The sequence below is a fragment of the Mycobacterium sp. 3519A genome (assembly GCF_900240945.1).
Classification (GTDB): Bacteria; Actinomycetota; Actinomycetes; order Mycobacteriales; family Mycobacteriaceae; genus Mycobacterium.
Genome location: NZ_OESG01000014.1, coordinates 199739 through 225417, shown reverse-complemented (window position 1 = coordinate 225417; position 25679 = coordinate 199739). Strand labels below are relative to the sequence as shown.

25 protein-coding genes and 1 pseudogene are annotated in these 25679 nt (G+C 67.9%); 18 read left to right on the top strand and 8 right to left on the bottom strand.

The features are described from left to right. The first annotated feature begins 61 nt into the window (after window positions 1-61). Complete coding sequence (locus C1A30_RS22250) at window positions 62-544, top strand: MarR family winged helix-turn-helix transcriptional regulator (RefSeq protein ID WP_101950562.1); 483 nt, start codon at window positions 62-64, stop codon at window positions 542-544. Here C1A30_RS22250 and C1A30_RS22245 read toward each other — a convergent pair. After that, complete coding sequence (locus tag C1A30_RS22245) at window positions 531-2120, bottom strand: Na+/H+ antiporter (RefSeq protein WP_101950561.1); 1590 nt, start codon at window positions 2118-2120, stop codon at window positions 531-533. The genes C1A30_RS22250 and C1A30_RS22245 overlap by 14 nt on opposite strands. A 91-nt stretch (window positions 2121-2211) precedes the next feature. Here C1A30_RS22245 and C1A30_RS22240 point away from each other — a divergent pair, with 91 nt between their 5' ends. The 6 genes from C1A30_RS22240 to C1A30_RS22215 are packed head-to-tail and all read left to right on the top strand — an operon-like array spanning window position 2212 to window position 6253. Then, complete coding sequence (locus C1A30_RS22240) at window positions 2212-2529, top strand: UBP-type zinc finger domain-containing protein (protein ID WP_101950560.1); 318 nt, start codon at window positions 2212-2214, stop codon at window positions 2527-2529. 24 nt (window positions 2530-2553) lie between these two features. Then, complete coding sequence (gene purT / locus C1A30_RS22235) at window positions 2554-3759, top strand: formate-dependent phosphoribosylglycinamide formyltransferase (RefSeq protein ID WP_101950559.1); 1206 nt, start codon at window positions 2554-2556, stop codon at window positions 3757-3759. A 23-nt stretch (window positions 3760-3782) separates the two neighbouring features. Further along, entirely contained in the window at window positions 3783-4190 is a 408-nt protein-coding gene (locus C1A30_RS22230) for a lumazine-binding protein (protein WP_101952800.1), read from the top strand. Window positions 4191-4209: 19 nt separating this feature from the next. Next, window positions 4210-4623 carry a rhodanese-like domain-containing protein gene (locus C1A30_RS22225; RefSeq protein ID WP_101950558.1) on the top strand — a complete coding sequence of 138 codons (414 nt, stop codon included), beginning with the start codon at window positions 4210-4212 and terminating at the stop codon, window positions 4621-4623. Continuing rightward, window positions 4620-5834, top strand: a complete 1215-nt coding sequence (locus tag C1A30_RS22220; protein ID WP_101950557.1) for an O-succinylhomoserine sulfhydrylase — start codon at window positions 4620-4622, stop codon at window positions 5832-5834. Before C1A30_RS22225 ends, C1A30_RS22220 begins: the two co-directional genes overlap by 4 nt. Window positions 5835-5836: 2 nt before the next feature. Continuing rightward, window positions 5837-6253, top strand: coding sequence for a hypothetical protein (locus C1A30_RS22215; RefSeq protein ID WP_101950556.1), 417 nt, complete (start codon window positions 5837-5839; stop codon window positions 6251-6253). An 80-nt stretch (window positions 6254-6333) separates the two neighbouring features. Here the strand turns inward: C1A30_RS22215 and C1A30_RS22210 are convergent, their stop codons facing one another. Next, window positions 6334-7191 (bottom strand): SDR family oxidoreductase, encoded by an 858-nt coding sequence (locus C1A30_RS22210; RefSeq protein ID WP_101950555.1) that lies wholly within the window; start codon window positions 7189-7191, stop codon window positions 6334-6336. A gap of 116 nt (window positions 7192-7307) precedes the next feature. On the opposite strand from C1A30_RS22210, the gene C1A30_RS22205 reads away from it, so the two are divergent. The 5 genes and pseudogenes from C1A30_RS22205 (at window position 7308) to C1A30_RS22185 (ending at window position 11651) form a co-directional block, all read left to right on the top strand. Beyond that, on the top strand, window positions 7308-7811 hold the full coding sequence (locus tag C1A30_RS22205) for a GNAT family N-acetyltransferase (RefSeq protein WP_101950554.1): 504 nt from the start codon (window positions 7308-7310) through the stop codon (window positions 7809-7811). Beyond that, window positions 7808-8872, top strand: a complete 1065-nt coding sequence (locus C1A30_RS22200; RefSeq protein WP_101950553.1) for an LLM class flavin-dependent oxidoreductase — start codon at window positions 7808-7810, stop codon at window positions 8870-8872. Before C1A30_RS22205 ends, C1A30_RS22200 begins: the two co-directional genes overlap by 4 nt. Next, window positions 8869-9977 (top strand): annotated as a pseudogene (locus C1A30_RS22195) (LLM class flavin-dependent oxidoreductase). Before C1A30_RS22200 ends, C1A30_RS22195 begins: the two are co-directional and overlap by 4 nt. After that, on the top strand, window positions 9974-11308 hold the full coding sequence (locus C1A30_RS22190) for an NtaA/DmoA family FMN-dependent monooxygenase (protein ID WP_101950552.1): 1335 nt from the start codon (window positions 9974-9976) through the stop codon (window positions 11306-11308). The pseudogene C1A30_RS22195 and the gene C1A30_RS22190 overlap by 4 nt, the downstream one beginning before the upstream one ends. 52 nt (window positions 11309-11360) lie before the next feature. Beyond that, window positions 11361-11651 (top strand): hypothetical protein, encoded by a 291-nt coding sequence (locus tag C1A30_RS22185; RefSeq protein ID WP_101950551.1) that lies wholly within the window; start codon window positions 11361-11363, stop codon window positions 11649-11651. Here the strand turns inward: C1A30_RS22185 and C1A30_RS22180 are convergent. Continuing rightward, window positions 11648-12379 carry an MBL fold metallo-hydrolase gene (locus tag C1A30_RS22180; protein ID WP_101950550.1) on the bottom strand — a complete coding sequence of 244 codons (732 nt, stop codon included), beginning with the start codon at window positions 12377-12379 and terminating at the stop codon, window positions 11648-11650. The two genes, C1A30_RS22185 and C1A30_RS22180, sit on opposite strands and share 4 nt — an antisense overlap. Before the next feature lie 23 nt (window positions 12380-12402). Here C1A30_RS22180 and fgd point away from each other — a divergent pair, with 23 nt between their 5' ends. From fgd to C1A30_RS22160, 4 genes are read left to right on the top strand one after another with little or no spacing between them, the layout of a single operon-like run. Continuing rightward, on the top strand, window positions 12403-13413 hold the full coding sequence (gene fgd, locus C1A30_RS22175) for a glucose-6-phosphate dehydrogenase (coenzyme-F420) (RefSeq protein WP_101950549.1): 1011 nt from the start codon (window positions 12403-12405) through the stop codon (window positions 13411-13413). 38 nt (window positions 13414-13451) lie between these two features. Beyond that, window positions 13452-14402, top strand: coding sequence for an endonuclease/exonuclease/phosphatase family protein (locus tag C1A30_RS22170; protein ID WP_101952799.1), 951 nt, complete (start codon window positions 13452-13454; stop codon window positions 14400-14402). Between the two features lie 21 nt (window positions 14403-14423). Beyond that, entirely contained in the window at window positions 14424-16487 is a 2064-nt protein-coding gene (pta, locus tag C1A30_RS22165; protein ID WP_200828398.1) for a phosphate acetyltransferase, read from the top strand. After that, window positions 16484-17605 (top strand): acetate kinase, encoded by a 1122-nt coding sequence (locus C1A30_RS22160; RefSeq protein ID WP_101950547.1) that lies wholly within the window; start codon window positions 16484-16486, stop codon window positions 17603-17605. The genes pta and C1A30_RS22160 overlap by 4 nt, the downstream gene beginning before the upstream one ends. Before the next feature lie 85 nt (window positions 17606-17690). Here the strand turns inward: C1A30_RS22160 and C1A30_RS22155 are convergent, their stop codons facing one another. The 4 genes from C1A30_RS22155 to glnX form a co-directional block, all read right to left on the bottom strand. Next, on the bottom strand, window positions 17691-18083 hold the full coding sequence (locus C1A30_RS22155; RefSeq protein WP_101950546.1) for an STAS domain-containing protein: 393 nt from the start codon (window positions 18081-18083) through the stop codon (window positions 17691-17693). A 236-nt stretch (window positions 18084-18319) separates the two neighbouring features. Continuing rightward, window positions 18320-20575, bottom strand: a complete 2256-nt coding sequence (locus tag C1A30_RS22150) for a serine/threonine-protein kinase PknG (protein WP_101950545.1) — start codon at window positions 20573-20575, stop codon at window positions 18320-18322. After that, on the bottom strand, window positions 20575-21558 hold the full coding sequence (locus tag C1A30_RS22145) for a glutamate ABC transporter substrate-binding protein (protein WP_200828517.1): 984 nt from the start codon (window positions 21556-21558) through the stop codon (window positions 20575-20577). The genes C1A30_RS22150 and C1A30_RS22145 overlap by 1 nt, the downstream gene beginning before the upstream one ends. Window positions 21559-21608: 50 nt before the next feature. Beyond that, entirely contained in the window at window positions 21609-22928 is a 1320-nt protein-coding gene (gene glnX / locus C1A30_RS22140) for a protein kinase G-activating protein GlnX (RefSeq protein ID WP_101950543.1), read from the bottom strand. A 144-nt stretch (window positions 22929-23072) separates the two neighbouring features. Between glnX and C1A30_RS22135 the strand changes: the two genes are divergently transcribed. Continuing rightward, a complete protein-coding gene (locus C1A30_RS22135; RefSeq protein ID WP_101950542.1) occupies window positions 23073-23567 on the top strand; it encodes an NUDIX domain-containing protein in 495 nt (164 codons plus the stop codon). Here the strand turns inward: C1A30_RS22135 and thiE are convergent. Next, a complete protein-coding gene (gene thiE, locus C1A30_RS22130; protein WP_101950541.1) occupies window positions 23539-24210 on the bottom strand; it encodes a thiamine phosphate synthase in 672 nt (223 codons plus the stop codon). The genes C1A30_RS22135 and thiE overlap by 29 nt on opposite strands. A gap of 75 nt (window positions 24211-24285) precedes the next feature. On the opposite strand from thiE, the gene C1A30_RS22125 reads away from it, so the two are divergent. Then, on the top strand, window positions 24286-25656 hold the full coding sequence (locus C1A30_RS22125; protein ID WP_101950540.1) for an NAD(P)/FAD-dependent oxidoreductase: 1371 nt from the start codon (window positions 24286-24288) through the stop codon (window positions 25654-25656). The last annotated feature ends 23 nt before the right edge of the window (window positions 25657-25679 follow it).

Sequence of the window (25679 nt, the reverse complement as noted above, 5' to 3'; positions counted from 1 at the left end):
CACCAATATTTCAGATACTTAATAATTAAGCAACTTAACCGAATGCGGCTATGCTGGGCCCATGCCGAAGCCCGCCCGCAGCGCTCTGGAATCGGTGATCGCCGCGGACGTCCGTGCGATGACGGCCGAGTCAGATCAGATCGGCAAGCACTTCGCGGGTCGACATCAGGTGGCGGCCAACGACTTTCGCGCGCTGCTGCACATCATGGTGGCCGAGAACGCCGGTATGCCGCTGACCGCGGGTGAGCTGAGGCGGCAGATGGGGGTGTCGGGCGCCGCCATCACGTATCTGGTGGAGCGGATGATCGCGTCCGGTCACGTCCGCCGCGACTCCGATCCGGCCGACAGGCGCAAGGTGATGCTGCGGGTGGCCGACCACGGCATGGACGTCGCGCGTGGTTTCTTCACCCCGCTCGCCGAGCACACCCGGCGCGCGCTGGCCGACATTCCCGACGCTGACCTGGCCGCGGCGCATCGCACCTTCACCGCGGTGATCGACGCGATGCGCGCCTTCCGCACCGAACTCGACGCTAGCCCCGGTTGAGCGTCGCCTCCTCGAGGTCCAACCCGCGCAACACTTCCCGCAACACTTCGTCGTCGATGCGGCCGCTGTCCCGTTCGGCGATGAACGCCGCGCGTTCGGCCGCCAGCATCTCCAACCGCAGCCGACGGAACGCCGCCGCGGGGCTCTCGCCGATCTCGTCGGCGTCGCGGCCCAACCGCTCCCACGCCGAGTTGCGTCTGCGAGTGTTCCAGCTGCGCAACACTTCTGCGGCCCGCTGATGGACGTCGGTGACCTCCTCCTCGGCCAGCAGCTGATCGAGTCGCTCCTCGGCCGCCCGCGCCGCCTTGTCCTGTGCGCCTGCGGTGGCGATCGCGTCGACGCGGGCGTCGTCACCCCGCACGCCCAGCCGGCGGATGAGCCACGGCAGCGTCAGCCCGTGCAGCAGCAGAGTGCCGATCACCACGACGAACGTCAGGAACACCAGTTGCGGCCTGCCGGGGAACGGGTCGCCCGACAGCGTCATCAGCGGCACACCGAACGCGGCGGCCAGTGACACCACCCCGCGCATGCCCGCCCAGGCAACGATGAACACCTCCGCGGGTGTCGGCGCGGGGCCACGCTCCCGCGCACGGGGCGACAGCACCCTGGGCAGATACGCGAAGACGAACACCCACACGATGCGGACCAAGATCACGGTGGCCAGCACCGCGACCGACGAGATCGCGATGACCGATGCGGTGATGCCCTTCAGCTCACCGACCACGGTGGGCAACTGCAGACCGATCAGCAGGAATGCGAACGATTCCAGGATCAGCGTCAGCGCCCGCCACACCGCCTGGTCCTGAAGCCGGGTGGCGTAGCCGGCCCTGGTGGATTTCTGGCCGAGCATCAACGCCGCCACCACGACCGCCAGCACACCCGAGCCGTGAATCTGCTCGGCGGTCAGATAGATGACGAACGGCGCCACCAGCCCGATGGCGCTTTCCACCAGCGGATCGTCGAGCCGCCACCGGACGAACGAGGTGATCGCGCCCAACGCCACGCCGACCACGACGCCGCCCGCGGCCGCGAGCGCGAACGTCGTCAACCCGCTTCGCCACGTCGCCGCGGTGCCGATGGCCGCGGCCAGCGACACCTTGTAGGCGGTCAACGCCGTCGCATCGTTGAGCAGGCTCTCGCCGCCAAGCAGCGTCATCACCTGCCGCGGCAGCCCGAGCCTGCGGCCGACCGCCGTCGCGGACACCGCATCGGGCGGCGCCACGATCGCGCCCAGCGTCAACGCGGCGGCGACCGTCAACTCCGGCACGATGTGGTAGGCCACGACGCCCACCGCGAACGTCGTCGCCAGCGGCAACCCGACGGCGAGCAGCCCGATCGGTCCGATGTTGCGGCGCAGCGCGTGGTAGCTGCTCTCCAGCCCCGCCGACCACAGCAGCGGCGGCAGCAGCACATAGAGCACCAGTTCGGGGTCGAGTTGGATCTGTTTGAAACCGGGGATCAGGCCTGCCAGCAGACCGGCCACCACCAGCGCCAGCGGCGCGGACACGTCGTAGTGCCTGGCCACCGCTGACAACAGGACCGACACCACGAGGACCGCCAGCAGTGAGGCACCCACCTGCCCAACCTCCCCTTCCGCTCAATGTCGCCGCCGCTGCGGCTCTCTAGCTCCATGTCGCCGCCGCTGCGGCTCCGTATTCTTGGTCAACATGCTGAGGAGATCACGCCGGAGCGATACCGGCTCGACGACGGTCCCCGATACATGCGAACACCTGGCTGCCAGCGCGCAATCCCGGGTCGACCCGAAACCGCTCACCCCCGGCAAATGCCAAGACTGCGAACAGCTCGGGGAGAGTGCATGGGCGCACCTGCGTATGTGCCTGACATGCGGTCACGTCGGCTGCTGCGACTCGAGCCCACACCAGCATGCGAGCGAACACTTCCGCGCCACCGGCCATCCGGTGATGCGCTCCGCCGAGCCGGGCGAGGACTGGCGGTGGTGCTACATCGACGTCCGGCTGGGCTGAGCATCTGGCAGGCTGGGACCCGCGATGACTGAAACAACGGAAGAGGCCAGCCCGGCAGGATCCACCGTGATGCTGCTGGGGTCCGGGGAGTTGAGCCGGGAGTTGGCCCTGGCCTTCCAGCGGCTGGGCGCCGACGTCATCGCAGTCGACCGGTACGCCGACGCGCCCGCGCACGGCGTCGCCGACCGCGCCGCCGTGGTGAAGATGACCGACGCCGAGGCGCTGACCGCGCTCATCGAGAAGGAAAAGCCGCGCTACATCGTGGCCGAGTCGGGGTTGATCGCCGCCGACGCGTTGATCGCCGTCGCCGAGGGCGATGGCATCGAGGTCTTCCCCACGCCGCGCAGCACCCGGCTGTCGATGGATCGGGAGGGTCTGCGCAGGCTCGCCGCCGACGAACTCGGCCTGCCCACCGCGCCGTTCTGGTTCGCCGGTTCGGCCGAGGAATTGACCGCGGTCGCCGAGCACGCGGGGTTCCCGTTGGTGGTCAAGCCGATCGCCGCGCCGCCAGGTGAGGGTCAGTCGGTGCTGGTGCGCACCGAGGACGTGGCGGCCGCATGGCACCGGGCCATCGCCGCAGGTCACATCCCGCACAACCGGGTGATGGCCGAGACGGTGGTCGAGGTCGACTTCGAGGTCACGCTGCTGACCGTCCGCACCTACGGGCCCGCGGGTCCCGCGGTGTACTTCTGCGAGCCGATCGGTCACCACCAGGCCGAGGGCGACGTGCTGGAGTCCTGGCAACCGCAGCAGATGTCACCGGCGGCGCTGGACGCGGCGAAGTCGGTCGCCGCCCGCATCGTCAACTCCCTTGGCGGCCGTGGCGTGTTCGGGGTGGAACTGCTCGTGCGCGGCGACGAGGTGTATTTCGCCGACGTCCGGCCGCGGCCCTACGACAGCGGTCTGGTGACGCTTCGCTCACAACGACTTTCGCAGTTCGAGTTGCACGCGCGCGCGATCCTCGGGCTCCCGGTGGACACGATCATGATCTCCCCTGCCGCGGCGGAGGTCAGCTACGCGGGCGCGGAGTCGACCGTTTCGGCCGAGGTGGACATGCACGTGGTCGCCGAGGCGTTGGCGGTCGCGGAGAGCGACGTGCGGTTGTTCGACCGGCCCGATGAAACCGACGGGCGCCGCCGGCTGGGGGTGGCGCTGGCCACCGCACCGGATCCGATCGTCGCGCGCGACCGGGCCCGCCGGGTGTCGGCGGCCCTGCGCAAACTCTGGTGACCGAACCAGAAGACCGCCCGACGATGGCGCCGTTCCTTGGCGCGTTGGCGGTCATTGTGCTCGTGGTGAGCTCAATCTGGCTGTTCAACCTGTTCGGGTCGAACGATCCGCCCGCCGATCAGCAGGTCGGCCGCGCCGCGGTCGGCCAGAACGACGCGCTGCAGCGGCAGAACTACGCCGACTTCCGCACCTACACGTGCCGGGAACACCAGGGCGCCGAGGCCGATATTCTTGCCCGGCAACGGGATTCGGTGGCCAAGCGGGGCGAACGGTTCGTCGACGACGTCGCCGAGATCAAGGTCGACGGCGATCGCGCGACCGCCAGGGTGACCTATCATTTCGACAAGGCGCCGGATGCGAAAACCGGTGTCGAGATGACGTTCGTGCGCGAGGACGGAGCATGGAAGGTCTGTTCAACCGGTCCCAGCTAGCTGTGGAAGACTTCCGAAGATGACCTACGCCGGAGACATCACGCCGCAGGAGGCGTGGCAGCTGCTGGCCGATAATCCGGAGGCGGTGCTGGTCGACTGCCGCACGGACGCCGAGTGGCGTTTCGTCGGGGTTGCCGACCTCTCCGCACTGGACCGCGACGTCGTGTACGTCGAGTGGAACCGCACCGACGGCAAGCACAACGACAACTTCGTCGAGGACCTGAAGGCGGCGGGTGTGACGTCAGGGGACCGTCCGGTGGTGTTCCTGTGCCGCTCCGGCAACCGGTCCATCGGCGCCGCCGAGGCCGCGACCGAGGCCGGTATCGCCCCGTCCTACAACGTGCTCGACGGGTTCGAGGGCAACCTCGACGAACAGGGACATCGCGGCGGCAGTGGATGGAAATCCGTCGGATTGCCTTGGAAACAATCATGAGCCCAGAAATTCCATCTGTTCGTACTCCTGCTGAACTGCCCGAGGGCGTCAGCCAGGCCACCATCGGCGTGCGCGGCGGGCTGCTGCGGTCCGGCTTCGAGGAAACCGCCGAGGGTCTGTTCCTGACGTCGGGGTACGTCTACTCGTCGGCCGCGGAGGCCGAGAAGGCGTTCACCGGCGACATCGACCGCTACGTGTACTCCCGCTACGGCAACCCGACGATCTCGATGTTCGAGGAGCGGTTGCGGCTGATCGAGGGCGCGCCTGCGTGCTTCGCGACGGCGACGGGCATGGCCGCGGTGTTCACCTCGCTCGGTGCGTTGTTGGGTGCGGGCGACCGGTTGGTGGCGGCACGATCGCTGTTCGGGTCGTGCTTCGTGGTGTGCAGTGAGATCCTGCCGCGCTGGGGCGTCGAGACGGTGTTCGTCGACGGAGACGACCTTTCGCAGTGGGAAGAGGCGCTGTCGGTCCCGACGCAGGCGGTGTTCTTCGAGACTCCGTCGAATCCGATGCAGTCGCTGGTGGACATCGCCGCGGTCAGCGAGATGGCGCATGCAGCGGGCGCAAAAGTGGTGTTGGACAACGTTTTCGCGACACCGATCCTGCAGCAGGGCTTCCCACTGGGTGTCGACGTCGTGGTGTATTCGGGTACCAAGCACATCGACGGCCAGGGCCGGGTGCTCGGCGGCGCGATCCTCGGCTCGAAGGAGTACATCGACGAACCGGTGCAGAAGTTGATGCGCCACACCGGTCCCGCGCTGAGCCCGTTCAACGCGTGGACGTTGTTGAAGGGCTTGGAGACGCTGGCGGTGCGCGTCGAGCACCAGAACGCCTCGGCACAGCGGATCGCCGAGTTCCTGGAGAACCACCCGGCGGTCAGCTGGGTGAAATACCCGTTCCTGGAGTCACATCCGCAGTACGACCTCGCCAAGCGTCAGATGACCGGCGGCGGAACGGTTGTCACGTTCGAGCTCGAGGGCGGCACCAAGGAGCGCGCGTTCGAGGTGCTCGACAAGCTGCGCATCGTCGACATCTCGAACAACCTCGGCGACTCCAAGTCGCTGATCACCCATCCCGCCACCACCACACACCGGGCGATGGGCCCGGAGGGTCGCGCCGCGATCGGACTCGGCGACGGCGTGGTGCGAATCTCGGTGGGGCTGGAGGGAACCGAGGATCTGATCAACGATCTCGAGCAGGCGCTGGGCTGAGGGTGTCGCGGCGTTCGGATGCGAAGAAGGCCCGCCGCAAGAAGCGGCAGGCGGCCAAGGATGCGACGTGGGTGCCCGACGCGGTGATGGCGGATCTGGTGACCACCCAGGCCGCGATCGCCACCGACCTGGAGGCGTTCGACGCGCGGATCACCGAGCGCGGTTGGCAGTTCGACGAGGAAGAGTCGGACGAGGACTTCGTGTTCTGGTTCTATCCGCCGTCGGCCGCCGACGTCGAAGGCGACAAACTCGCGCCGGTGACGACCGTGTGGATGTCGGCGGCCGAGGACGCCGAGATCGTGCATGTGATGTTGGCCGCAACCTCGAAAACCGCCGAGTTCACCGCGGACTCGCTGTTCGCGCAACTCGACGCGATCGAGGCGTACCGGGCGGGCGACCCGCCGCCGTCGTTCAACTGACCCTGCCCCCTGCGCGCGAACGTTCCTTACCGCTCGAAAATCCGCGGATTCTTCGAGCGGTAAGGAACGTTCGTCGGGAACTAGTCGGAACCCTCGACGACGCCCTGCGCCGCGCGCGCCCGCTGCTCGTAGCCCGCGCGCGCGGTGCGGTCGAAATCGAGGAACACCCGGTCCAGCCCGAGCCGCTTGTTCATCCAACGTCGGCCGCGCGGCCCCAGCATCTGGGCGGTCTGTGCGGTGAACCGCAACGCCGCGGGCACCGACACGTGCGTCTTCGGCTTCTCCAGCGTCTTGATCACTGCCGCCGCGATCTGCTCCGGTTCCACCGGCTTGATCGCGCCGCCGCTCTTGGTGCCCGAGATGAGCTCGGTGTTGGTGAACGGCGGCATCACCACCGACACGTCGACCCCGTACGGCGCCATCTCGTCGGCGAGCGCGGCGGACAACCCGACCACACCGAACTTGGCGCCGACGTAGACGACCTGCCCGGGAACCGGGATCAACCCGGACAGCGACGCGATGTTGATGACGTGGCCGCGGCGGCGGGCGACCATATCGGGCAGCGCCAGCTGGCAGCCGGTCAGCACGCCGTACAGGTTCACCTCGATCGACGACCGGATCGCCGACTCGGACTCCTCGAGGAACGGCCCGATCGGCATCACGCCCGCGTTGTTGATCAACACGTCGATGTGGCCGCCGCCGTCTGTGCGCGCCTTGTCGAGGAACGATGCGAAGGAGTCGCGATCGGTGACGTCGAGCGGATAGCCCGACACCGGCCCAAGCTTCGTGAGGTCGGCGACGGCCGACTCCTGCAACGCGACGTCACGGTCGCCGATCACGACCCGCGCGCCCCTGGCGAGCAGTGCCTTGGCGGTGGCATAGCCGATGCCGCGGGCGGCGCCGGTGATCGCGATGGTTCTGCCTGCGATGTTGTCCATGCGGCCAAACTTTACACGTGTCAAGTTTGACGTGGAAGTGGGGTTATTTGCGATCAACCTGAGCGAATATCCCGGTACGGAATGCAGCCCGGCGGCTGGCGTTAGACATTGAGGTGATGATTCAAGCCGGGCGCGCAGCTCTGAACCCGCTCCGCTTCGTCGCGGTCGGCCAGCACGACCCGCTGGCCGAGCCGCTGCTCGCCGAACTCACCGTCGAATACTCGACGCGCTACGGCGCCACCGAGCAGGCCGTCTCCGACTGGCTGCGCGGCTACCCCGCCGACGAGTTCGCCCCGCCGCACGGCGGGCTGCTGATCGGCCTGCTCGACGGCGAGCCGGTCACCGGCGGCGCATTCTGTCGCTTCGACGACTCCACCGCCGAGCTCAAGCGCATCTGGACCGACAGCCGCCACCGTCGCCAAGGCCACGCCACTGCGCTGCTTGCCGCGCTCGAGGCCCAGATCGCCGCCCGCGGCTACCGCTCCGTCTATCTGACGACGGGCGATCGCCAGCCCGAGGCCGAAGCGCTCTACCTGTCCGCCGGCTACGTCCGGCTGGCCGAGCCGCTGCCCGCCGAGGGCGACGTCTTCCCCGTCGCGTTCCGCAAGGCACTGTCATGACTCTGCACCTCGGCGTCGCCCTCGACGGCTACGGCTGGCACCCCGAGGCCTGGCGACATACCGCTGATCTGCAGCCGGTCACGAGCGGACGGTACTGGGCGGGGCTGGCCGCCACCGCCGAACGCGGCCTGCTGGACTTCGTGACCTTCGACGACGCGCTCACCCCGCAGCGGCGACGTCGTCCCGACATCGAACCGCGGTGGCTCGCAGGCAGACTCGACGCCGTGCTGGTCGCGTCCAGGGTGGCGCCTGCGACCAAGCACATCGGGCTCATCCCCGTCGCGACGGTCACCCACACCGAACCGTTCCACGTGTCGAAAGCCATTGCCACGCTTGACTTCGTCTCCCACGGCCGAGCCGGCTGGCAGGTCCGCGTCAGCAGCACCGCGCACGAGGCGGAGTTGTTCGGCCGCCGCGACGTCAGCAGCGTCGACCTGTTCGACGAGGCCTCCGACGCCGTCGAGGTGGCCCGCAGATTGTGGGACAGCTGGGAGGATGACGCCATCGTCCGCGACGCCGCCACCGGCCGCTTCGTCGACCGCGACAAACTGCACTACATCGACTTCGTCGGCAAGTACTTCTCCGTCAAAGGACCCTCGATCACCCCGCGTTCGCCGCAGGGTCAGCCCGTCGTCGCCGCGCTTGCCCACGCCACCCCGATCTACGAATTCGCCAAGCGCAGCACCGATCTGGTGTTCATCACGCCCAAGGACGACGAGTCGCTGCGGTCCATCCAAGCCGAAGTCGCAGGCGTCAAGGTGTACGCCGACCTCTACGTGACGTTCGACGGGACCACCGACCCCCGCTCCGACGCGCTGGTATTCGACGGCACCCCAACCGAACTCGTCGATCTGCTGCTGCACTGGCACGACAGCGGCGTCGACGGCGTCCGGCTGAGACCCGCCGTCAACGCCACCGATCTGCCGGTGATCGTCGACGACGTGGTGCCGCTGCTGCAGCGGGCGGGCCGCTTCCGCACCGCGTATGAGGACGGTGAAACGCTCCGCCACCGGCTCGGGCTGCCGATCGCCGAAAACCGCTACGCGCAGGCGAAGCCATGACGGTACCGCTGTCCATCCTCGACCTCGCGCCGATCAGTGCAGGCAGCGATGCGGCCACCGCTTTGCGCAACACGGTCGACCTCGCCCGGCAGGCCGAACAGTGGGGATTCAAGCGCTACTGGGTCGCCGAGCACCACTTCGTCGCGGTGGCCAGTTCGTCACCGGCGGTGCTGATCGGTCAGATCGCCGCAGCACCGAGAGGATCAGGGTTGGCGCGGCCGCTGTGCAACTCGGCCAGACCACAGCCATCGCGGTCGTCGAGAGCTTCGGGATGCTCGACGCCTTCTACCCCGGCCGCATCGACCTCGGCGTCGGGCGGTCGGGCCAGCGGCGCCGGGAAGCCCAGAATGAACCCACGCCCAGGAAGCCGCCGCGAACCGAATGGCTCGACGTCGGCGGTGTCGTCGTGCCTCCGCCGTTCGACATGAGCGTGCTGATGCGCAATCCGCGACTACGGGCCACCATGTCGGTCCTTCAGCAACCCGGCGCCGTCCCACCCGATTTCGAGGAACAGGTCGGCGACATCCTGGCGATGCTCGACGGCAGCTATGTGATCGACGACGTCGACGCGCACGCCGTTCCAGGCGAGGGCAGCGGCCTGGTGCCGTGGGTGTTCGGCAGCAGCAAGGGGCAGAGCGCGCGGGTGGCCGGTGCGCGCGGCCTGCCGTTCGTCGCCAGCTACCACATCACGCCTGCGACGGCGCTGGACGCGATCGACGTCTACCGCGATGCGTTCAAACCCTCTGCGGCGCTGGCTGAACCGTACGTGGTGGTGTCGGCCGACGTGGTGGTGGCCGACGACTCCGCCACCGCCAGACACCTGGCGTCGAGCTACGGCCACTGGGTGTACTCCATCCGCGCGGGCGGCGGCGCCGTGCCGTACCCGGACCCCGACACCGTCGACCCGCTGACCGAAGAGCAGGCCGCGCTGGTGAAGGACCGCACCGCTACGCAATTCGTCGGTGATCCCGACGAAGTGGCCGACAGGTTGGCGACCCTGCAACGCGTCACCGCCGCTGACGAGTTGGTCATCACCTCCGTCACGCACTGCCACGCCGACCGGCTGCGCTCACACGAACTTATCGCCAAGAGGTGGGGTCTATGAGAGTACGAGAAGGTAACGAGCGCAAGCAGATTCACCTTGCTGCGCACTTCCCCGGCGTCAACAACACCACGGTGTGGTCGGATCCGGACTCGGGCAGCCAGATCGAGTTCGAGTCCTTCGTCCACCTCGCGCAGACCGCCGAGCGGGGACTGTTCGACTTCTTCTTCCTCGCCGAAGGGCTGCGGTTGCGCGAGCACCGCGGCCGCATCCACGACCTCGACGTCGTGGGGCGGCCCGACACGTTCACCGTGCTGGCGGCGCTGGCCGCCGTCACCGACCGGCTCGGGCTGACCGGCACCATCAACACCACGTTCAACGAACCTTTCGAGGTGGCACGGCAATTCGCTACCCTCGACCACCTGTCCGACGGCCGCGCCGGATGGAACATCGTCACCTCGTCGGACGCGTTCACCGGTGAGAACTTCCGCCGCGGCGGTTTCCTCGACCACTCCGACCGGTACAAGCGGGCCGAGGAGTTCGTCACCGTGGCACGCGAGTTCTGGGACAGCTGGGCGCCCGACGCGGTGCTCGCCGACCGCGACAACGGCGTCTACGTCGACCCCGCCCGGATCCGGGTGGTCGAACACCGCGGACCGCAGTTCGACGTTCGCGGGGTGGGCACGCTGCCCCGTGCGCCGCAGGGTCATCCGGTTCTGCTGCAGGCAGGCGATTCCGGCGACGGCCGGGCGTTTCTTGCGAAATACGCCGACGCTGCGTTCACCCTGCACTCGACCCTGGAGGCGGGCCAGGCCTACTACTCCGACGTCAAAGGCCTTGCGGCGTCGTATGGCCGGGACCCTAACCAGCTCAAGGTTTTTCCGGCGGCGACGTTCGTGCTCGGCGACACCGAGCAGGAGGCGGCCGAGAAGGCCCACCACATCCGGCGGCAGCAGGTCGGCCCGCACACCGCGATCGCGATGCTCGAGCAGGTGTGGCAACGCGACCTGTCGGGTTACGACCCCGACGGTCCGCTGCCCGACGTCGAACCCGCCGACGATCCCACCATCACGCAGGGCCGGGTCCGCCACGGCGATCCGAAGGCGCTTGCCGCGGCGTGGCGCGAGCGCGCGGCGGCCGAGAAGCTCAGCATCCGCGAACTGATCATCGCCGTCACCAGCCGTCAGCAGTTCGTCGGCACACCCGCGCAGGTGGCCGCCGAGATCGATCTGCACGTACAGGCCGACGCGTGCGACGGTTTCATCCTCGTCCCGCATCTGACCCCGCGCGGCCTCGACGAGTTCGTCGACCAGGTGGTGCCGCTGTTGCAGGAGCGCGGCAGCTTCCGCAGCGAATACAGCGGGCACACCCTGCGCGATCACCTCGGACTATAGGCTGGCCTGTGGTGTCCCCCCGGTGTCGTGGACACCGGGGTGGGGTGTCTCGATGTCGCAGACCGCGGTGGGCTGGCTGATACTCGGTGCGGCCGCGCTGACGTTTGTCGTGGGTTTCGCGTCGCGTACCTTCATCGGTCGCAGGCGCGACACCAAGGCGGTGCGCAAGCTCGTGCACGGCTTCCGCAGAACCGGCGTGGCGCGGGTGCTGTTCGGCCGGTTCGAGGACGACGTGCTCGACGATGAGGAACTCGACAGCATGATTTTGATGCCGACCGTCGTCATCGGCTGCGGGCTGTGCCTGACCGCGATCTTCCTGCTCGGCTATGAAGCGTTGAACTAGCCTGCGGCGGCCGTGGCGGCATCGCGGATCGCGCCCCGCCACACCGGACCGTGGCCCGGCAGCAGCACGTCGGTGTCGAGCAGACCCAGCGCACCCAGGCTGCGCACGCAGCCGTCCTGATCGTGGTTGAACAGTCCTGGCAGCAGTTGCGGCCCGGTCTTTTCCAACAGCGGGTGGCCGGTGACCAGAGCGTCGCCCGCGACCAGTACGCCGTCGACCACATATGAGCAATGGCCACCGGTGTGCCCGGGAGTCGGGATCGCCATCGGCTGGCCGGGCAGTCCGGCGGCCACGTCCTCGGTGAGCGCCTGCGCAGTCGGAATGCCGTCGCGCAGCAGCGCGCCCTTGCGCGAAATCGTCAGCGTCCATTTGAGGAATCGGGGCTGCCAGAGATGCGGGATGATGTCGCCGGGCCCTGCCTGCTCCAGGTACTCCCGTTTGGCGTGCCCGACCTCGGCGGCGTGGCAATACACCTGTGTGCCATGGGTTTTGGCGAACCAGATGGCGGTGCCGAAATGGTCGACGTGCGCATGGGTCAACAGGATCGCGCGTAGGTCGTCGACGCCGAAACCCAGCTGCCGCAGCGAATCGAGCACGTCGTCACGCTGGCCGGGGTAGCCGGCGTCGATCAGCATCACACCGGTGTCGTCGACGACGAGCGTCCAATTGACCAGGTCGGTCTCGGCGAAGTGCACGCGGTCGGTGATGGCGGTCAGGGCTGCTGCCATGCGGCGAGTCTAGGCTGGGCTGCGTGGCTGAACTGAAACTCGGATACAAGGCGTCGGCGGAGCAGTTTGCGCCGCGCGAACTCGTCGAGCTGGCCGTGGCGGCCGAAGAACACGGCATGGACAGCGCGACGGTCAGCGACCACTTCCAGCCGTGGCGCCACGAGGGCGGCCACGCACCGTGGTCGCTGGCCTGGATGGTAGCGGTGGGGGAACGCACCAAGCGGCTGATCCTCGGCACCTCGGTGCTGACACCGACCTTCCGCTACAACCCCGCCGTCATCGCGCAGGCGTTCGCCACCATGGGTTGCCTGTACCCGGACCGGATCTTCCTCGGCGTCGGCACCGGTGAGGCGCTCAACGAGATCGCCACCGGCTACGAGGGCGAGTGGCCGGAGTTCAAGGAGCGCTACGCCCGGCTGCGCGAGGCGGTCAAGCTGATGCGCGAGCTGTGGCTCGGTGACCGTGTCGATTTCGACGGCGAGTACTACCACACCAAAGGCGCCTCCATCTACGACGTGCCCGAGGGGGGCATCCCGATCTACATCGCCGCGGGCGGCCCGCAGGTGGCCAAGTACGCGGGCCGCGCGGGCGACGGCTTCATCTGCACCAGCGGCAAGGGCGAAGAGCTGTACAAGGACAAGCTGATTCCCGCGATGCGCGAGGGCGCCGAGGCCGCGGGGAAGAACCCCGACGACGTCGACCGGATGATCGAGATCAAGATCTCCTACGACACCGATCCCGAGTTGGCGTTGGAGAACACCCGGTTCTGGGCGCCGTTGTCGCTGACCGCCGAGCAGAAGCACTCCATCGACGATCCGATCGAGATGGAGAAGGCCGCCGATGCGCTGCCCATCGAACAGGTGGCCAAGCGCTGGATCGTGGCGTCGGATCCCGACGAGGCCGTCGCCAAGGTCAAGGACTACGTCGACTGGGGACTCAATCACCTGGTGTTCCACGCGCCGGGCCACGATCAGCGGCGTTTCCTCGAGTTGTTCCAGCGGGACCTCGAGCCGCGCCTTCGCCGCCTCGGTTGATCGAGCTTCGTAAGCTTCACCAGCACAACACGATTCGGGTGCTGGCGACGGTTTTCGGCGCGCTCACCCTGGTGCTGGCCGCGGCGGGGCTGGTGGCGCGGTACCTGCCGATCACCAACGAGGTCGTGCTTGCGCTGGCGGCCCTTTCGCCATACCTGATCGTCGCGGGCCTGGTGGCGATGCTGTTGTTCGCAGTCGTGCGACGATGGGTGCCGACCATCGTGTCCGCGTTGCTCTGCGTGGTGCTGCTGCTGGTGTTGCTGCCGCGCTACCTTGGCCCTGAACGCGGTGCCGTGCCGTCGGTGCCCGTGCGGGTGTTGACCGCCAATCTCGGTCTGGGAGAAGCTGATCCGAAAGCGGTGGTCGCGATGGCGCGCGACGCGGCCGACATCCTGGTCGTGCAGGAGTTGACGCCCGGGTTGATCGCGGGGCTGTTGGCGGCCGGACTCGACGGCGTCATGCCGTACCGGACCGTCGACCCGGCGCGCAACGCACAGGGCATCGGCATCTGGAGTCGCTATCCGATCTTCGATGCGCAGGCGGTCACCGGCTATCAGCTGGCCATGCGGATCGCCAGGATCGGCGTGCCGTCCGTGCGGTTCGCCCCGACGGTGCTGGCCGTGCACCTGGCCGCGCCGTGGGTGCAACCGCTGCAGTACTTCCGTGCCGACCTCGCCCGGTTCCCGACCACGCTGCAGGCGGCGGCGCGCAACGCCGGGTCAGGGGCGGTGATCGTGGCAGGCGACATGAACTCCACCTACGACATGCGGCCGTTCCGGCAACTGCTCGACGAGGGATACCGCGACGCCGCCGAACAGGCAGGCGCAGGTCTGACGCGCAGCTTCCCGGCCACTCCCGTGTTCGGCATCGACCACGTGCTGGTCCGCAACGCCACGGCCGCCTCCGTGCAGACGGTCCCGGTACCCGGCTCCGACCACCGCGGTCTGTCCACCGTCATCGAGATTCCAGTGGACCCAACCGCCAGCTGACATTGCCCTAGGCTGACACGCGTGCCGACCAGAGCGATCTACGTGGCCTCACCAGAAGGCGACACAGGCAAATCGACGATCGCGCTCGGCATCCTGCACCGGCTTGCGGCGACCACTGCCAGGGTGGGGGTGTTCCGGCCGATCACGAGGCTCGGCGAGAGCCGCGACTACATCCTGGACCTGCTGCTTGCGGGCAGCACCGCAGGCCTGCCCTATGAGGAGTGCGTCGGCGTCGGCTACCAACAGCTGCACGAGGATCCCGATGCGGCGATCGCCGAAATCGTCGACCGCTATCACCACGTGGCCGACCAATGCGACGCGGTGCTGATCGTCGGCAGCGACTACACCGACGTCGCCACGCCAAGCGAGTTGTCGACCAACGCACGCATCGCCGTCAACCTCGGTGCGCCGATCGTGCTCGCGGTGAAGGCGAAGGGCCGGACGCCCGAACAGGTCGCCCAGGTCGTGGACGTGTGCCTGGTCGAGATCGACGCCCAGCACGCGCACACCGCCGCGGTGGTGGCCAACCGGTGCGACCCGGCGCAGCTGGCTGCGGTCGCCGAGGCGTTGAAACCGTTGGGCCCCAAAGCCTATGTGCTGCCGGAAGAGCCGCTGCTGGTGGCACCGTCGGTGGCGGAACTCGGCGAAGCGGTCGAGGGCAGCCTGCTGCGCGGCGATCCGGCGTTGTTGACCCGCGAGGTGATGGACGTACTGGTGGCTGGCATGACGGCCGAACACGTGGTGGAGCGGTTGACCGAGGGCGTGGCCGTCATCACCCCCGGCGACCGCTCAGACGTCGTGCTGGCCGTGGTGGCCGCCCATGAGGCCGAAGGGTTTCCGTCGTTGTCGTGCGTGGTCCTCAACGGCGGACTCGAACTCCATCCCTCGATCGCGTCGTTGGTGTCGGGGCTCGGGCTGCGGCTGCCGATCATCACCACCAGGTTCGGCACCTTCGAGACCGCCAGTCGGGTCGCGTCGGCGCGCGGCCGCGTCACCGCGGAATCGCAGCGCAAGATCGACACCGCGATCGCCCTGATGGACGACCACGTGGACACCGCGGATCTGCTGGCGCAGTTGGCCCTTCCCATCCCGACGGTCGTCACGCCCCAGATGTTCACCTACCAGCTGCTGGACCAGGCGCGCTCGGACCGCAGACACATCGTGCTGCCAGAAGGTGAGGACGACCGCATCCTCACGGCGGCGGGCAGGCTGCTCTCCCGCGGCGTGGCCGACCTGACCATTCTCGGCGACGAGCCGAAGATCCGCGCCCGCGCAGCAGAACTCGGTGTCAACCTGTCCGCCGCAGCCGTGCTCAACCCGCGCACCAGCGAGCTGTGTGACAAGTTCGCCGAACAATATGCCCAACTGCGTAAACACAAGGGCATCACCGTCGAGCAGGCTCGCGAGATCATCCACGACGTCTCCTATTTCGGCACCATGCTGGTGCACGACGACATGGTCGACGGCATGGTCTCGGGCGCCATGCACACCACCGCGCACACGGTGCGGCCCGCATTCGAGATCATCAAGACACTGCCCGATGTGTCGACGGTGTCGAGCATCTTTTTGATGTGCCTCGAGGACCGGGTACTCGCCTACGGCGACTGCGCGATCGTGCCGGACCCGACGTCCGAGCAACTCGCGGACATCGCGATCTCGTCGGCCCGCACCGCCGCGCAGTTCGGCATCGAACCCCGGGTCGCCATGCTGTCGTACTCGACCGGTACCAGCGGCACCGGCGCAGACGTCGACAAGGTCAGGACGGCAACGGAATTGGTGCGGACCCGGGAACCCGACCTGCTGGTGGAGGGACCCATCCAGTACGACGCCGCCGTCGACGCGACGGTCGCAAAGGCCAAGATGCCCGAGTCCGAGGTGGCGGGCCGCGCGACGGTGCTGATCTTCCCGGACCTCAACACCGGCAACAACACCTACAAAGCGGTGCAGCGCAGCGCGGGCGCGATCGCGATCGGCCCGGTGCTGCAGGGGTTGAACAAGCCGGTCAACGACCTGTCCCGCGGCGCGCTGGTCGAGGACATCGTCAACACCGTTGCCATCACGGCGATTCAGGCGCAACGCCGATGAGTCAAAACGTCCTGGTGCTCAACTCCGGTTCCTCCTCGCTGAAATACGCTGTGGTCGACGTGGATTCCGGCGCGCAGACAGTCGACGGGATCGTCGAGCGTATCGGCGATTCCGAGGTCACCGACCACGCGGCGGCCATGCGGGTGGTGTTCGACGAGTTGGCCGACCATCTGGACGGCCTGCTGGCGGTCGGCCATCGCGTGGTGCACGGCGGTCCGGATCTGTACCGGCCGACGCTTGTCGACGACGCGCTGATTGCCAAGCTCGACGAGTTGGCTCCGCTTGCGCCACTGCACAATCCGCCCGCGGTGCTGGGTATCCAGGTGGCGCGCAAAGCATTACCGGAGCTACCGCACGTCGCGGTGTTCGACACCGCGTTCTTCCACGACCTGCCGCCCGCGGCCGCGACATACGCCATTGACCGTGACGTGGCTGAGCAATGGCACATCCGCCGCTACGGATTTCACGGCACGTCGCACCAGTACGTCAGCGAACAGGCCGCGGAGTTCCTCGGCACCCCACTGACCGACCTGAGACAGATCGTGCTGCATCTCGGCAACGGCGCGTCCGCGTCGGCGATCCTCGGGGCCAGACCCGTGGACACGTCGATGGGGTTGACCCCGATGGAGGGTCTGGTGATGGGCACCCGCTCGGGCGACATCGACCCTGGCGTGCTGACGTATCTGTGGCGCACCGCGAAGATGAGCGTCGAGGACATCGAGGAGATGTTGAACCGTCGCTCCGGTGTCCGCGGCCTTGGCGGCGAGATCGACTTCCGGGTACTCCACCAGCGCATCGAATCCGGTGACAAGACAGCACAATTGGCATACGACGTCTACATCCACCGGCTGCGCAAGTACATCGGCGCGTACCTCGCGCTGCTCGGAGGGGCGGACGTCATCACGTTCACCGCCGGCGTCGGGGAGAACGACGCGAAGGTGCGCCGCGACGCATTGTCCGGCATGGCGGCGCTCGGCATCGAGATCGACGAGCACCTCAATGCCAGTCCCGCCAAGGGCGCCCGCCGCATCTCGGCGGAAAGCTCGCCGACGACGGTGCTCGTCGTCCCCACCAACGAAGAGTTGGCGATCGCCAGAGCCTGCGTGCAGGTGATCTGAGCGGCTAGCGCCTCCTCCGCCGGTCCCACTTTTACCGTCGAAGCGGCCCTTGCCGTACCGCTTCGACGGTAAAGAAATCAGGTGTTCACCTGGCAGCGGTGGAATCCTCCACAGGCAGCACGCGGTCGGGGTCGCAGATCTGCAGGAATCGGCTCAGCTGGGGTCCGACCATCAGCACCCAACCGACGCCGTAGCGGGCGCACGTCACGTTCACGTTGTGCAGCGCGGCGAACCCCGCCGTGCCGAAGAACTCGATGGTCGACAGATCCAGCACGAGCCGGCCCCACCCGGCGATCTGGCGCTCGACGTAGCAGGCGAGCGCGCGACTGTTGGTCGCGTCCACTTCACCCCTGATCGTGATCAGCACCGTGGTGCCCGACAGGTGGCATGCAGAGAAAATCGCGCGGTGGTGCTCTTCGCGTCTGTCGAGCGACGCGGGATCGGGCCGAAGCACGCGACTGGTACCGATTGCAGACAAGGTGGCCTCCCTCAGCCGAAAAGCGATATTCGTACTGGGGTGCCGTCAGGGATGGGGCCCTGCGTCTTAAAGCCTCGCACTCGGGAGCCAGCCCTATGCGTCGATGACGTCACCAATCGGCTGTTAACTCAACCTGTGCGAAGACTACTACGGAATCCGTGACTTGACCATGTCGTTTGCCCGCAAGACGCGGATAGCCAGCGAAAACGAAGCACGAGATCCGTTGCGATTCAAGATCAAAACGTGCTCGTCGGTCGCACGCTGTTGGCCAGGTCCACCAGTGCGTAGCGGTGCGCCTGCGTCGGCGCCACCCGGGCCAGACTCCGCAGCGACGCTTCGACACCGAGTTGCAGCCCGTGCTCGGTGAACGGGAAGCCCAGGATGTGGTTGGTGCTCGCGGTGTTGTCGGCCAACCAGTCCATCGCGGTGCCCAGCACCAGCGCCCGGATCTGGAGCACGCGGGGTTCGGTGTCCGGCAGCGCCTCGACCCGGCGGGCGGCGTCGCGGATGTGCTGCTCGGTGACTTCGCTCATCGACCTGCCCGACAGCAGCGTCACCGCACTTGTCAGCCGCGCCGTCGTGAAATGCCTTGAGGTGGGCGGGACTTCGTCCAATGTGCGGACGGCCGCGTCCCGGTCCCCTTCCGCGGACTGCGCACGGGCAAGCCCGAAGCCTGCCGAGATGACGCCGTTGTCGGTGCTCCACACGGTGTTGTAGAACTTGCGCTCGTCGTGGTTTCCAGCGAGTTCGGCCGTCGCGGCAAGCGCCAGCTTCGGCGCCAGCTCACCGGGCAACGTGTCCAGCACCTCGTTGAAATGCTTTGTCGCCGAGTCGTAATCGGCCGAGAGCAACTCGGCCACCGCGCGGAACCAGACCAGTCGCCAGCGCCAACCGACGCGGCCCGCAAGATCGTCGAGCTTGCGGGTGGCCTTGGCGACGTCGCCGAGATCCAGCAGGGCCCGGACTTCCATCAGCGGCAGTTCGACCGACTCCGACAGGTCGATGCCCTCGGAGTCCAGCGCGCCGTGCCTGGCGGCCCGCAGCTGGTCCAAGGTGTGCACCGGCTGACTCAGCACGCTGGCCGACAACACCGGCGCGCCGACATCGGCGGGATCCATCAACGGCACCGGCAATGCCTTGACGATCTCTTGTGCCGTTAGCTTTTCCGAATGCACCTGCCCGTCCAGGTAGACGTCGGTGTGCGCGACCAGCAGGTCCACGCCGAAGGTCGACCGAGAAGGTGAGAACACCGTCGACAGGCCCGGTCGGGGCACGCCGGTGTCTTGAGCCACCACTTCGCGCAGCACACCGAGCAGCTGGCTCGACATTTCCTCGGCGCTGCCGAACCGGCGCCGGGGGTCGGGGTCGATGGCTCGTCGCAGCAGCCTGCCGAACGAGTCGTACTCACGCAGCACCGGGTCGTCTTCCGGCAGGCCGTCGACGTAACGGCCTTTGCGCGTGCGGAGATTCAGCGTCAGCGCCGCCAGCGTGCGGCCCACCGTGTAGATGTCGGTCTGCACGGTCGGCCCGGTGCGGACGATCTCCGGCGCCTGGTAGCCCGGTGTGCCGTAGAGGTAGCCGAACGAGTTGATGGTCGACACCGCGCCGAGGTCGATCAGTTTGAGCTGATCCTCGGTCACCATGATGTTCTCCGGCTTGAGGTCGTTGTACACCAAGCCGATCGAATGCAGATAGCCAAGTGCGGGAAGGATTTCCAGCATGAAGCCGATGGCCTCGGCCACCGGCAGCCGGTCGCCCTTGGCCTGCTTGAGCGACGTCCCGCCGACGTACTCCATCACGATGTAGCCGACCGGGTTGCCGTGCTTGTCCTCGTGTTCGACGAAGTTGTAGATCTTCACGATCCCGGGATGGGTCACCTCGGCCAGGAACTGGCGTTCGGCCATCGCGATGGTCTGCGCCTCGGCGTCGCCGGAGTGCACCAGTCCTTTCAGCACGACGGGCCGGTCGTTGACGTTCTTGTCGTAGGCCAGGTACACCCAGCCCAGCCCGCCGTGCGCGATGCAGCCCTTGATCACGTACTGTTCGGCCACCTCGTCGCCCGGGGACAGTTGCGGCAGGAACGAATACGGGCTGCCGCAGTGCGGGCACCACCCTTCCGAAAGCGCCTTACCGTCGGGTGTCGACCGGCCGACCGGGCGGCCGCAGTTCCAGCAGAACCGCTTGGACTCGGCGACAACGGGATTGGTCATCAGCGCTTCGAGCGGATCCTTGGCGCGCACCCGCGGGATCTCCACCAGACCGCCGCCGAGGCGCCGGGTCGGCGACATCGCCCGCGTCACCGTCGTCAGGTGTTCGTACGGTTCGGTGTCCTCGGTGCGCGCCGACGTGCTGTCGACGTCGTCGTCCAAGTGCGGACGGAAGATCGCCTGCGTCGCCATCGGCCGCATCGTCGACATGGAGTCCATGCCGAGGTCGTCGAAGCTGGCCGGTTGGGTGCCCGGGCCTTCCTCATAGTCCTGCGGCTCGGCCATCAGTCCACGTACCTCGCGACCGGGGGCGCAGGGGCGGGCCCGAGCACTGTCAACCACTTGCGGTACAGCGTGTACCAGGTGCCGTCGCGGCGGATCCGCTCCAGAGTGCCGTTGACGAATCGGACCAGCCCGGTGTTCTGCAGGTTCACCCCGATGCCGTAGGGCTCCTCGTTGAGGCTGGGGCCGACGATGTGCAGGTACGGATCCTGGCTCACCAGGCCGGCCAGTATCGAATCGTCGGTGCTGACCGCGTCGACCTGGCGCTGCTGCAGCGCGACCAGGCAGTCGGCCCACGTCACCACGCCGACGATGATCGGTGGCGGGGTGATCTGCTGGATCCGGTCCAGCGACGTCGTACCCTTCGCCACACACACCCGCTTACCCGACAAGTCCGACGGCCGCGAGATCGACGAGTCCCGCGCGGCCAGGATCCGCTGGTTGGCGTTCAGGTACACCGTCGAGAAGCCCACCTGCTTCTTGCGTTCACAGGTGATGGTCATGGTCTTCACGACGACATCGACCTGGTTGTTCTGCAGGGCGGCGATGCGGTCCGCCGACGACAGGATGCGGTACTCGACCTGGGACGGGCTGCCGAAGATGTCGCGTGCGATCTCGCCTGCGATGTCGACGTCGAAGCCGGTGATCTCGCCGGTGATCGGATCCCGGAAGGAGAACAGGTTGCTGCCGATGTCCAGTCCGACGATCAGCCTGCCGCGGTTGCGGATGGTCGCGACGGCGGCGTCGGCTTCGGCCTTGGTGTTGAACGGACGCAGGCTCGCGGTGCGATTGCAGTCGGCCTCATCCGCCGGTGGCCGCGCGGGTTGCGGTGGCAGTTCCTGCATCCCGGCCGGCGTGGGCGGGGCGAGCGTGACGCCGGGCGTCGGGATCACCGCGGCGCCCTGCCCGCACGCGCTGAGCAGTAGGGCGGCGGCGAGCAGGGCCCCCACTCCCCGCGCGCGAACGTTCCTTACCGCTCGAAAAATCGGCGGATTTTCGAGCGGTAAGGAACGTTCGGCGAACTTCAGCAGGCGCATCACCGGTACTCGCTTAGCCTCGGCCACAGCCCCAACGCCACCGCCAGCGCCGCGACGACGGACAGCGCCGCCGCACCGACCGTCGCGCCGGAGAGCACCCTGCGGGCGTTGACGATGTCGTTGCGCAACTGGCTGCGGCTCTCCTCGATGCCTTTGGTGAGCGCCGAATCCAGCTTGTCGAACGCGGGTGTCGAATCGTCCTCGCCGGTGCCCAGCGCCACCTGAGTCGCGGCCTGGTAGTTGCCGACCGCGATGTAGGCGTTGATCCGGTCGTCAGCGGCCCGCCACCGCTTCAGCAGCTGCTCGGCGTCGGCCAGGTCGGTCTTGTCGATCGCGTCGTCGCGGGACAGGTAGTCGGACAACTGCTGCTGCATGGAATCGATGCGTTGGTAGTAGGACTGCTTGCGCACATCCTCGTCGCCGCGCCGGATCAGCGACAGCGTCTCGTCGGCGCGCGCCTGCTGGGCGGTGATGGCGAGGTTCGTGACGGTCTTGAGTGATTCTGCCGCAGTGTCTTTCGCGCTGCGGCTGTCCGCCGTCGAGATGACGAGGACGGTGCCCACCCATATCAACATAATCAGCACGGCAAGGCCGCCTGCGACGAAGCCGATGTTCACCCTGCGGCGGGTCCTGCGGGCGAGCCAGCGGTTGGCGAACGCGCCGAACAACAGCGTGGCGAGCACGACCAGGATCACCGGCCCTGGAATCCGTGTCGACGCCGTCGTCTCCGCGTCCACCCGTGCCGACGTCTGCTCATAGAGTCGCTGAGCGTCGGGCAGCATCTGCGTCTGCATCAACGACGACGCCTCGGACAGATAGGACGAACCGACCGGATTGCCTGCGCGGTTGTTGGTGCGCGCGGTTTCGACCAGCCCGGTGTACACCGACAGCTGGGCGTTGACCCGGCCCAGCAGTTGCACCATCGGCTCGTCGGTCAGCCCGCTCGACGCGCGCGTCACCGCCACCGACGCGTCAGTGATGGCCTGCTCGTAGCGTTGACGGACGTCGCGTGGTTCGGAGCCCGCGATGAACGCGGTCGCCGCGGCCGCATCGGCCACCGACAGCTTGGTGTAGAGCTGGCCTGCGGCGAACGACAGCGGCTCGGTGTGGTTGAGCACCGTGGTGAGCGCCTGCTGCCGGTCGTTGATCGTCGTCGACGTGGCAAACGCACTGCCGACCACAAGCGCCGACAGCACCACGCCGATGGTCAGGATCCGACCCGGCGTGGTCCACAAGAACCACCAGCGTTGGTGCGCGGGAGTTGTCGGCGACCGCGACGCCAGCGGTTCGGTCGAAGGGTGCGCCAACTCCACAGTCACGTGCGCGCGGACCTCATCTTTTCGCTGCTCTCCGGCTTTGTCCCGACCGACTCACCACACTATAAAAGAATTCTAAGAGTTCGCGCCGAGACGTGCGGGCATTCGAGCGGCACGTCTTCGCGCGGCGTTCTTTAAGCTGAAATCGTGCGTGGCGACGGAGACGGCTGGGTGTTGTCGGACAGCGGCGCCGCCTATTGGGGCAAGCACGGCGCGGCCGGTCTGCTGCTGCGGGCCCCCGGCCCCGACGGCTCGCCCGCGGTGCTGCTGCAACATCGGGCGCCGTGGAGTCATCAGGGCGGTACGTGGGGACTGCCGGGCGGCGCCCGCGACAGCCATGAGACGGCCGAGCAGGCCGCGTTCCGCGAAGCCGAGGAAGAAGCGGGCCTGCCGTCGGAACGGCTGACCGTGCGCACCACCGTCGTGACCGCCACCGCGGCAGGCGGCCACTGGACCTACACCACCGTGATCGCCGACGCCGCCGAACGACTGGACACCGTGCCCAACCGGGAGAGCTCCGAACTGCGTTGGGTGGCCGTCGACGACGTCGCCGAGTTGCCGTTGCATCCCGGCTTCGCCGCCAGTTGGGAGCGGTTGCGGGAAGTGGCCGCAACTATCCCGCTGCTGCAAGCCGAGCTTTGAGCCGTCGCGCCGCGGCCGTCGGGTCGTCGGCGCCGGTGATCGCGCGCACCACAACGATGCGGCGGGCACCGGCGGCCAGCACCTCGGGCAGTCGCTGCTCGTCGATGCCGCCGATCGCGAACCACGGTTTGTCCGTGCCCATTTCGGCCGTCGCCCGGACCAGGTCCAGGCCGGGTGACGGGCGGCCCGGTTTGGTTGGCGTCGGCCAGCAGGGGCCGACGCAGAAGTAGTCGACGTCCTCCTTGGCCGCCGCGGCCGCCTGCGACGCGACGTGCGTGGACCGGCCGATCACCGGGCGCGGCCCGATGATGCCGCGCGCGACCGGCAACGGCAGGTCGTCCTGGCCGAGGTGCAGCACGTCGGCGCCTGCGGCCAGCGCGATATCGGCGCGGTCGTTGACCGCCAGTAGCGCGCCGTGCCGTCGGGCCGCGTCGGCCAGCACCTCCAGCGCCGCCAACTCGTGGCGCGCCTCGAGCGGACCGAACTCCTGCTCGCCAACCGAGCCCTTGTCCCGCAACTGGATGATGTCCACGCCGCCAGCCAGCGCGGCGTCGGCGAATTCGGCCAGGTCTTTGCGTTCCCGCCGGGCGTCGGTGCAGAGATACAGCGACGCTGTGGCCAGTCGCTCACCGGGGTTGTGCACACCGCGACCCTAGTCGCCGAATTCGAGTAGGTGCCTACGCTATGCGCCTCGCCGCGGCCGCGACATGGTCGATGCATGCCAAGGCTGGGAGAACATGCCGTTGTCCTCGGGGCGAGCATGGGCGGGTTGGTGACCGCGCGCGTGCTGTCCGATTTCTACGACCGGGTCACCGTGGCGGAGCGCGACGTGCTGCCACCCGACGCCGCCCACCGGCGCGGCGTACCGCAGGGCAGACACGTGCACGCCCTGCTGGGCCGTGGTGCCCAGGTGCTGGCGGACTTGTTCCCCGGCTTCACCGACGAGTTGGTGGGCGCCGGGGCGCCTCTGCTCGACTACCACGACCTGTCCGAGATGTACTTCTGCGCCGCGGGCCACGAGGCGAGCCGAAGCGGAGGGTTCACCAGCCTGCCGCCGGTCTTCGTTCCGAGCAGACCGTTGCTGGAAAACCTTGTCCGGCAACGGTTGCGGGCCGCGTCAAACGTCACGTTGTTCGAGGGGTACGACGTGGTCGATTTGATGTCCACCGCAGGCGGCAGCCGGGTCACCGGCGCGCTGATCCGCGCCCATAGCGGTGAGGGGCAACAGGTGCTCGACGCGGACCTCGTCGTCGACGCCACCGGTCGGGGTTCGCGGACGCCGGTGTTCCTCGACGCCTTGGGCTACGGCAGACCTGCCGAGGACAGCGTGCACGTGCGGCTGTGCTACTCCAGCCAGCTGCTGAAGCTGCCGCCGGGCACGTTGAAAGAGAAGCTGGTGATCGTCAGCCCGATGCCGGGCCGACCGACGGGCGTGGCGTTGCTCGGCTATGAGGACGACACGTGGATGTTCACGGTGTTCGGGATGGCCGGGGTGGAACCGCCGTGCGAGTTGGGCGAGATGGTCTCGTTCGCCGACGGGCTGGTGCCGCCGCACGTGTTGGCCGCGGTCAAGACGGGCAGGCCGCTGGCTGCGATCTGCCGGTTCCGCTACCCCGAGAGCCGGTGGCGCCGCTACGACAAGATGCGCCGCTTCCCCGACGGGCTGTTGGTGCTCGGCGACGCGATCTGCAGCTTCAACCCGATCTACGGCCAGGGCATGACGGTCGCCGCCCTGCAGGCGCAGGCGCTGCGCGACTGCCTCCAGCGGGGGACCGCCGACCTGGCCAAGCGCTATTTCCGGGCCGCGGCCAAGCCGATCGGGGTGGCGTGGCAGTTCGCCGTTGGCGGGGACCTGAGCCTTCCCGAGGTGGAGGGCCACCGCCCGTTGGGCGTGCGGCTGTCCAACAGATACGTCGAACGGCTGCAGACCGCGGGCGAGACCGACCTGGCGGTCGCCGAACAGCTCACCCGCGTGGTCGGGTTCGTCGACCCGCCCGCATCGCTGCTGTCTCCGAAGATGCTGCTCCGCGCCGCCCGACCCAACAGACGGTTGAAGGCCGCAGCTGCGCCTGTGCTGGCTCGGACCTGACGGGAGGGCAGAGTCGAGTACGC

What these genes read in the sequence shown, in the direction of transcription:
- C1A30_RS22125 (WP_101950540.1), top strand. Translation starts at nt 24,286, where the DNA reads ATGCCAAGGCTGGGAGAACATGCCGTTGTCCTCGGGGCGAGCATGGGC.
- C1A30_RS22180 (WP_101950550.1), bottom strand. Translation starts at nt 12,379, where the DNA reads ATGGCAGCAGCCCTGACCGCCATCACCGACCGCGTGCACTTCGCCGAG.
- C1A30_RS22210 (WP_101950555.1), bottom strand. Translation starts at nt 7,191, where the DNA reads ATGGACAACATCGCAGGCAGAACCATCGCGATCACCGGCGCCGCCCGC.
- C1A30_RS22225 (WP_101950558.1), top strand. Translation starts at nt 4,210, where the DNA reads ATGACCTACGCCGGAGACATCACGCCGCAGGAGGCGTGGCAGCTGCTG.
- C1A30_RS22205 (WP_101950554.1), top strand. Translation starts at nt 7,308, where the DNA reads ATGATTCAAGCCGGGCGCGCAGCTCTGAACCCGCTCCGCTTCGTCGCG.
- C1A30_RS22160 (WP_101950547.1), top strand. Translation starts at nt 16,484, where the DNA reads ATGAGTCAAAACGTCCTGGTGCTCAACTCCGGTTCCTCCTCGCTGAAA.
- C1A30_RS22185 (WP_101950551.1), top strand. Translation starts at nt 11,361, where the DNA reads ATGTCGCAGACCGCGGTGGGCTGGCTGATACTCGGTGCGGCCGCGCTG.
- C1A30_RS22230 (WP_101952800.1), top strand. Translation starts at nt 3,783, where the DNA reads ATGGCGCCGTTCCTTGGCGCGTTGGCGGTCATTGTGCTCGTGGTGAGC.
- C1A30_RS22250 (WP_101950562.1), top strand. Translation starts at nt 62, where the DNA reads ATGCCGAAGCCCGCCCGCAGCGCTCTGGAATCGGTGATCGCCGCGGAC.
- C1A30_RS22150 (WP_101950545.1), bottom strand. Translation starts at nt 20,575, where the DNA reads ATGGCCGAGCCGCAGGACTATGAGGAAGGCCCGGGCACCCAACCGGCC.
- purT (WP_101950559.1), top strand. Translation starts at nt 2,554, where the DNA reads ATGACTGAAACAACGGAAGAGGCCAGCCCGGCAGGATCCACCGTGATG.
- C1A30_RS22240 (WP_101950560.1), top strand. Translation starts at nt 2,212, where the DNA reads ATGCTGAGGAGATCACGCCGGAGCGATACCGGCTCGACGACGGTCCCC.
- C1A30_RS22200 (WP_101950553.1), top strand. Translation starts at nt 7,808, where the DNA reads ATGACTCTGCACCTCGGCGTCGCCCTCGACGGCTACGGCTGGCACCCC.
- C1A30_RS22190 (WP_101950552.1), top strand. Translation starts at nt 9,974, where the DNA reads ATGAGAGTACGAGAAGGTAACGAGCGCAAGCAGATTCACCTTGCTGCG.
- C1A30_RS22220 (WP_101950557.1), top strand. Translation starts at nt 4,620, where the DNA reads ATGAGCCCAGAAATTCCATCTGTTCGTACTCCTGCTGAACTGCCCGAG.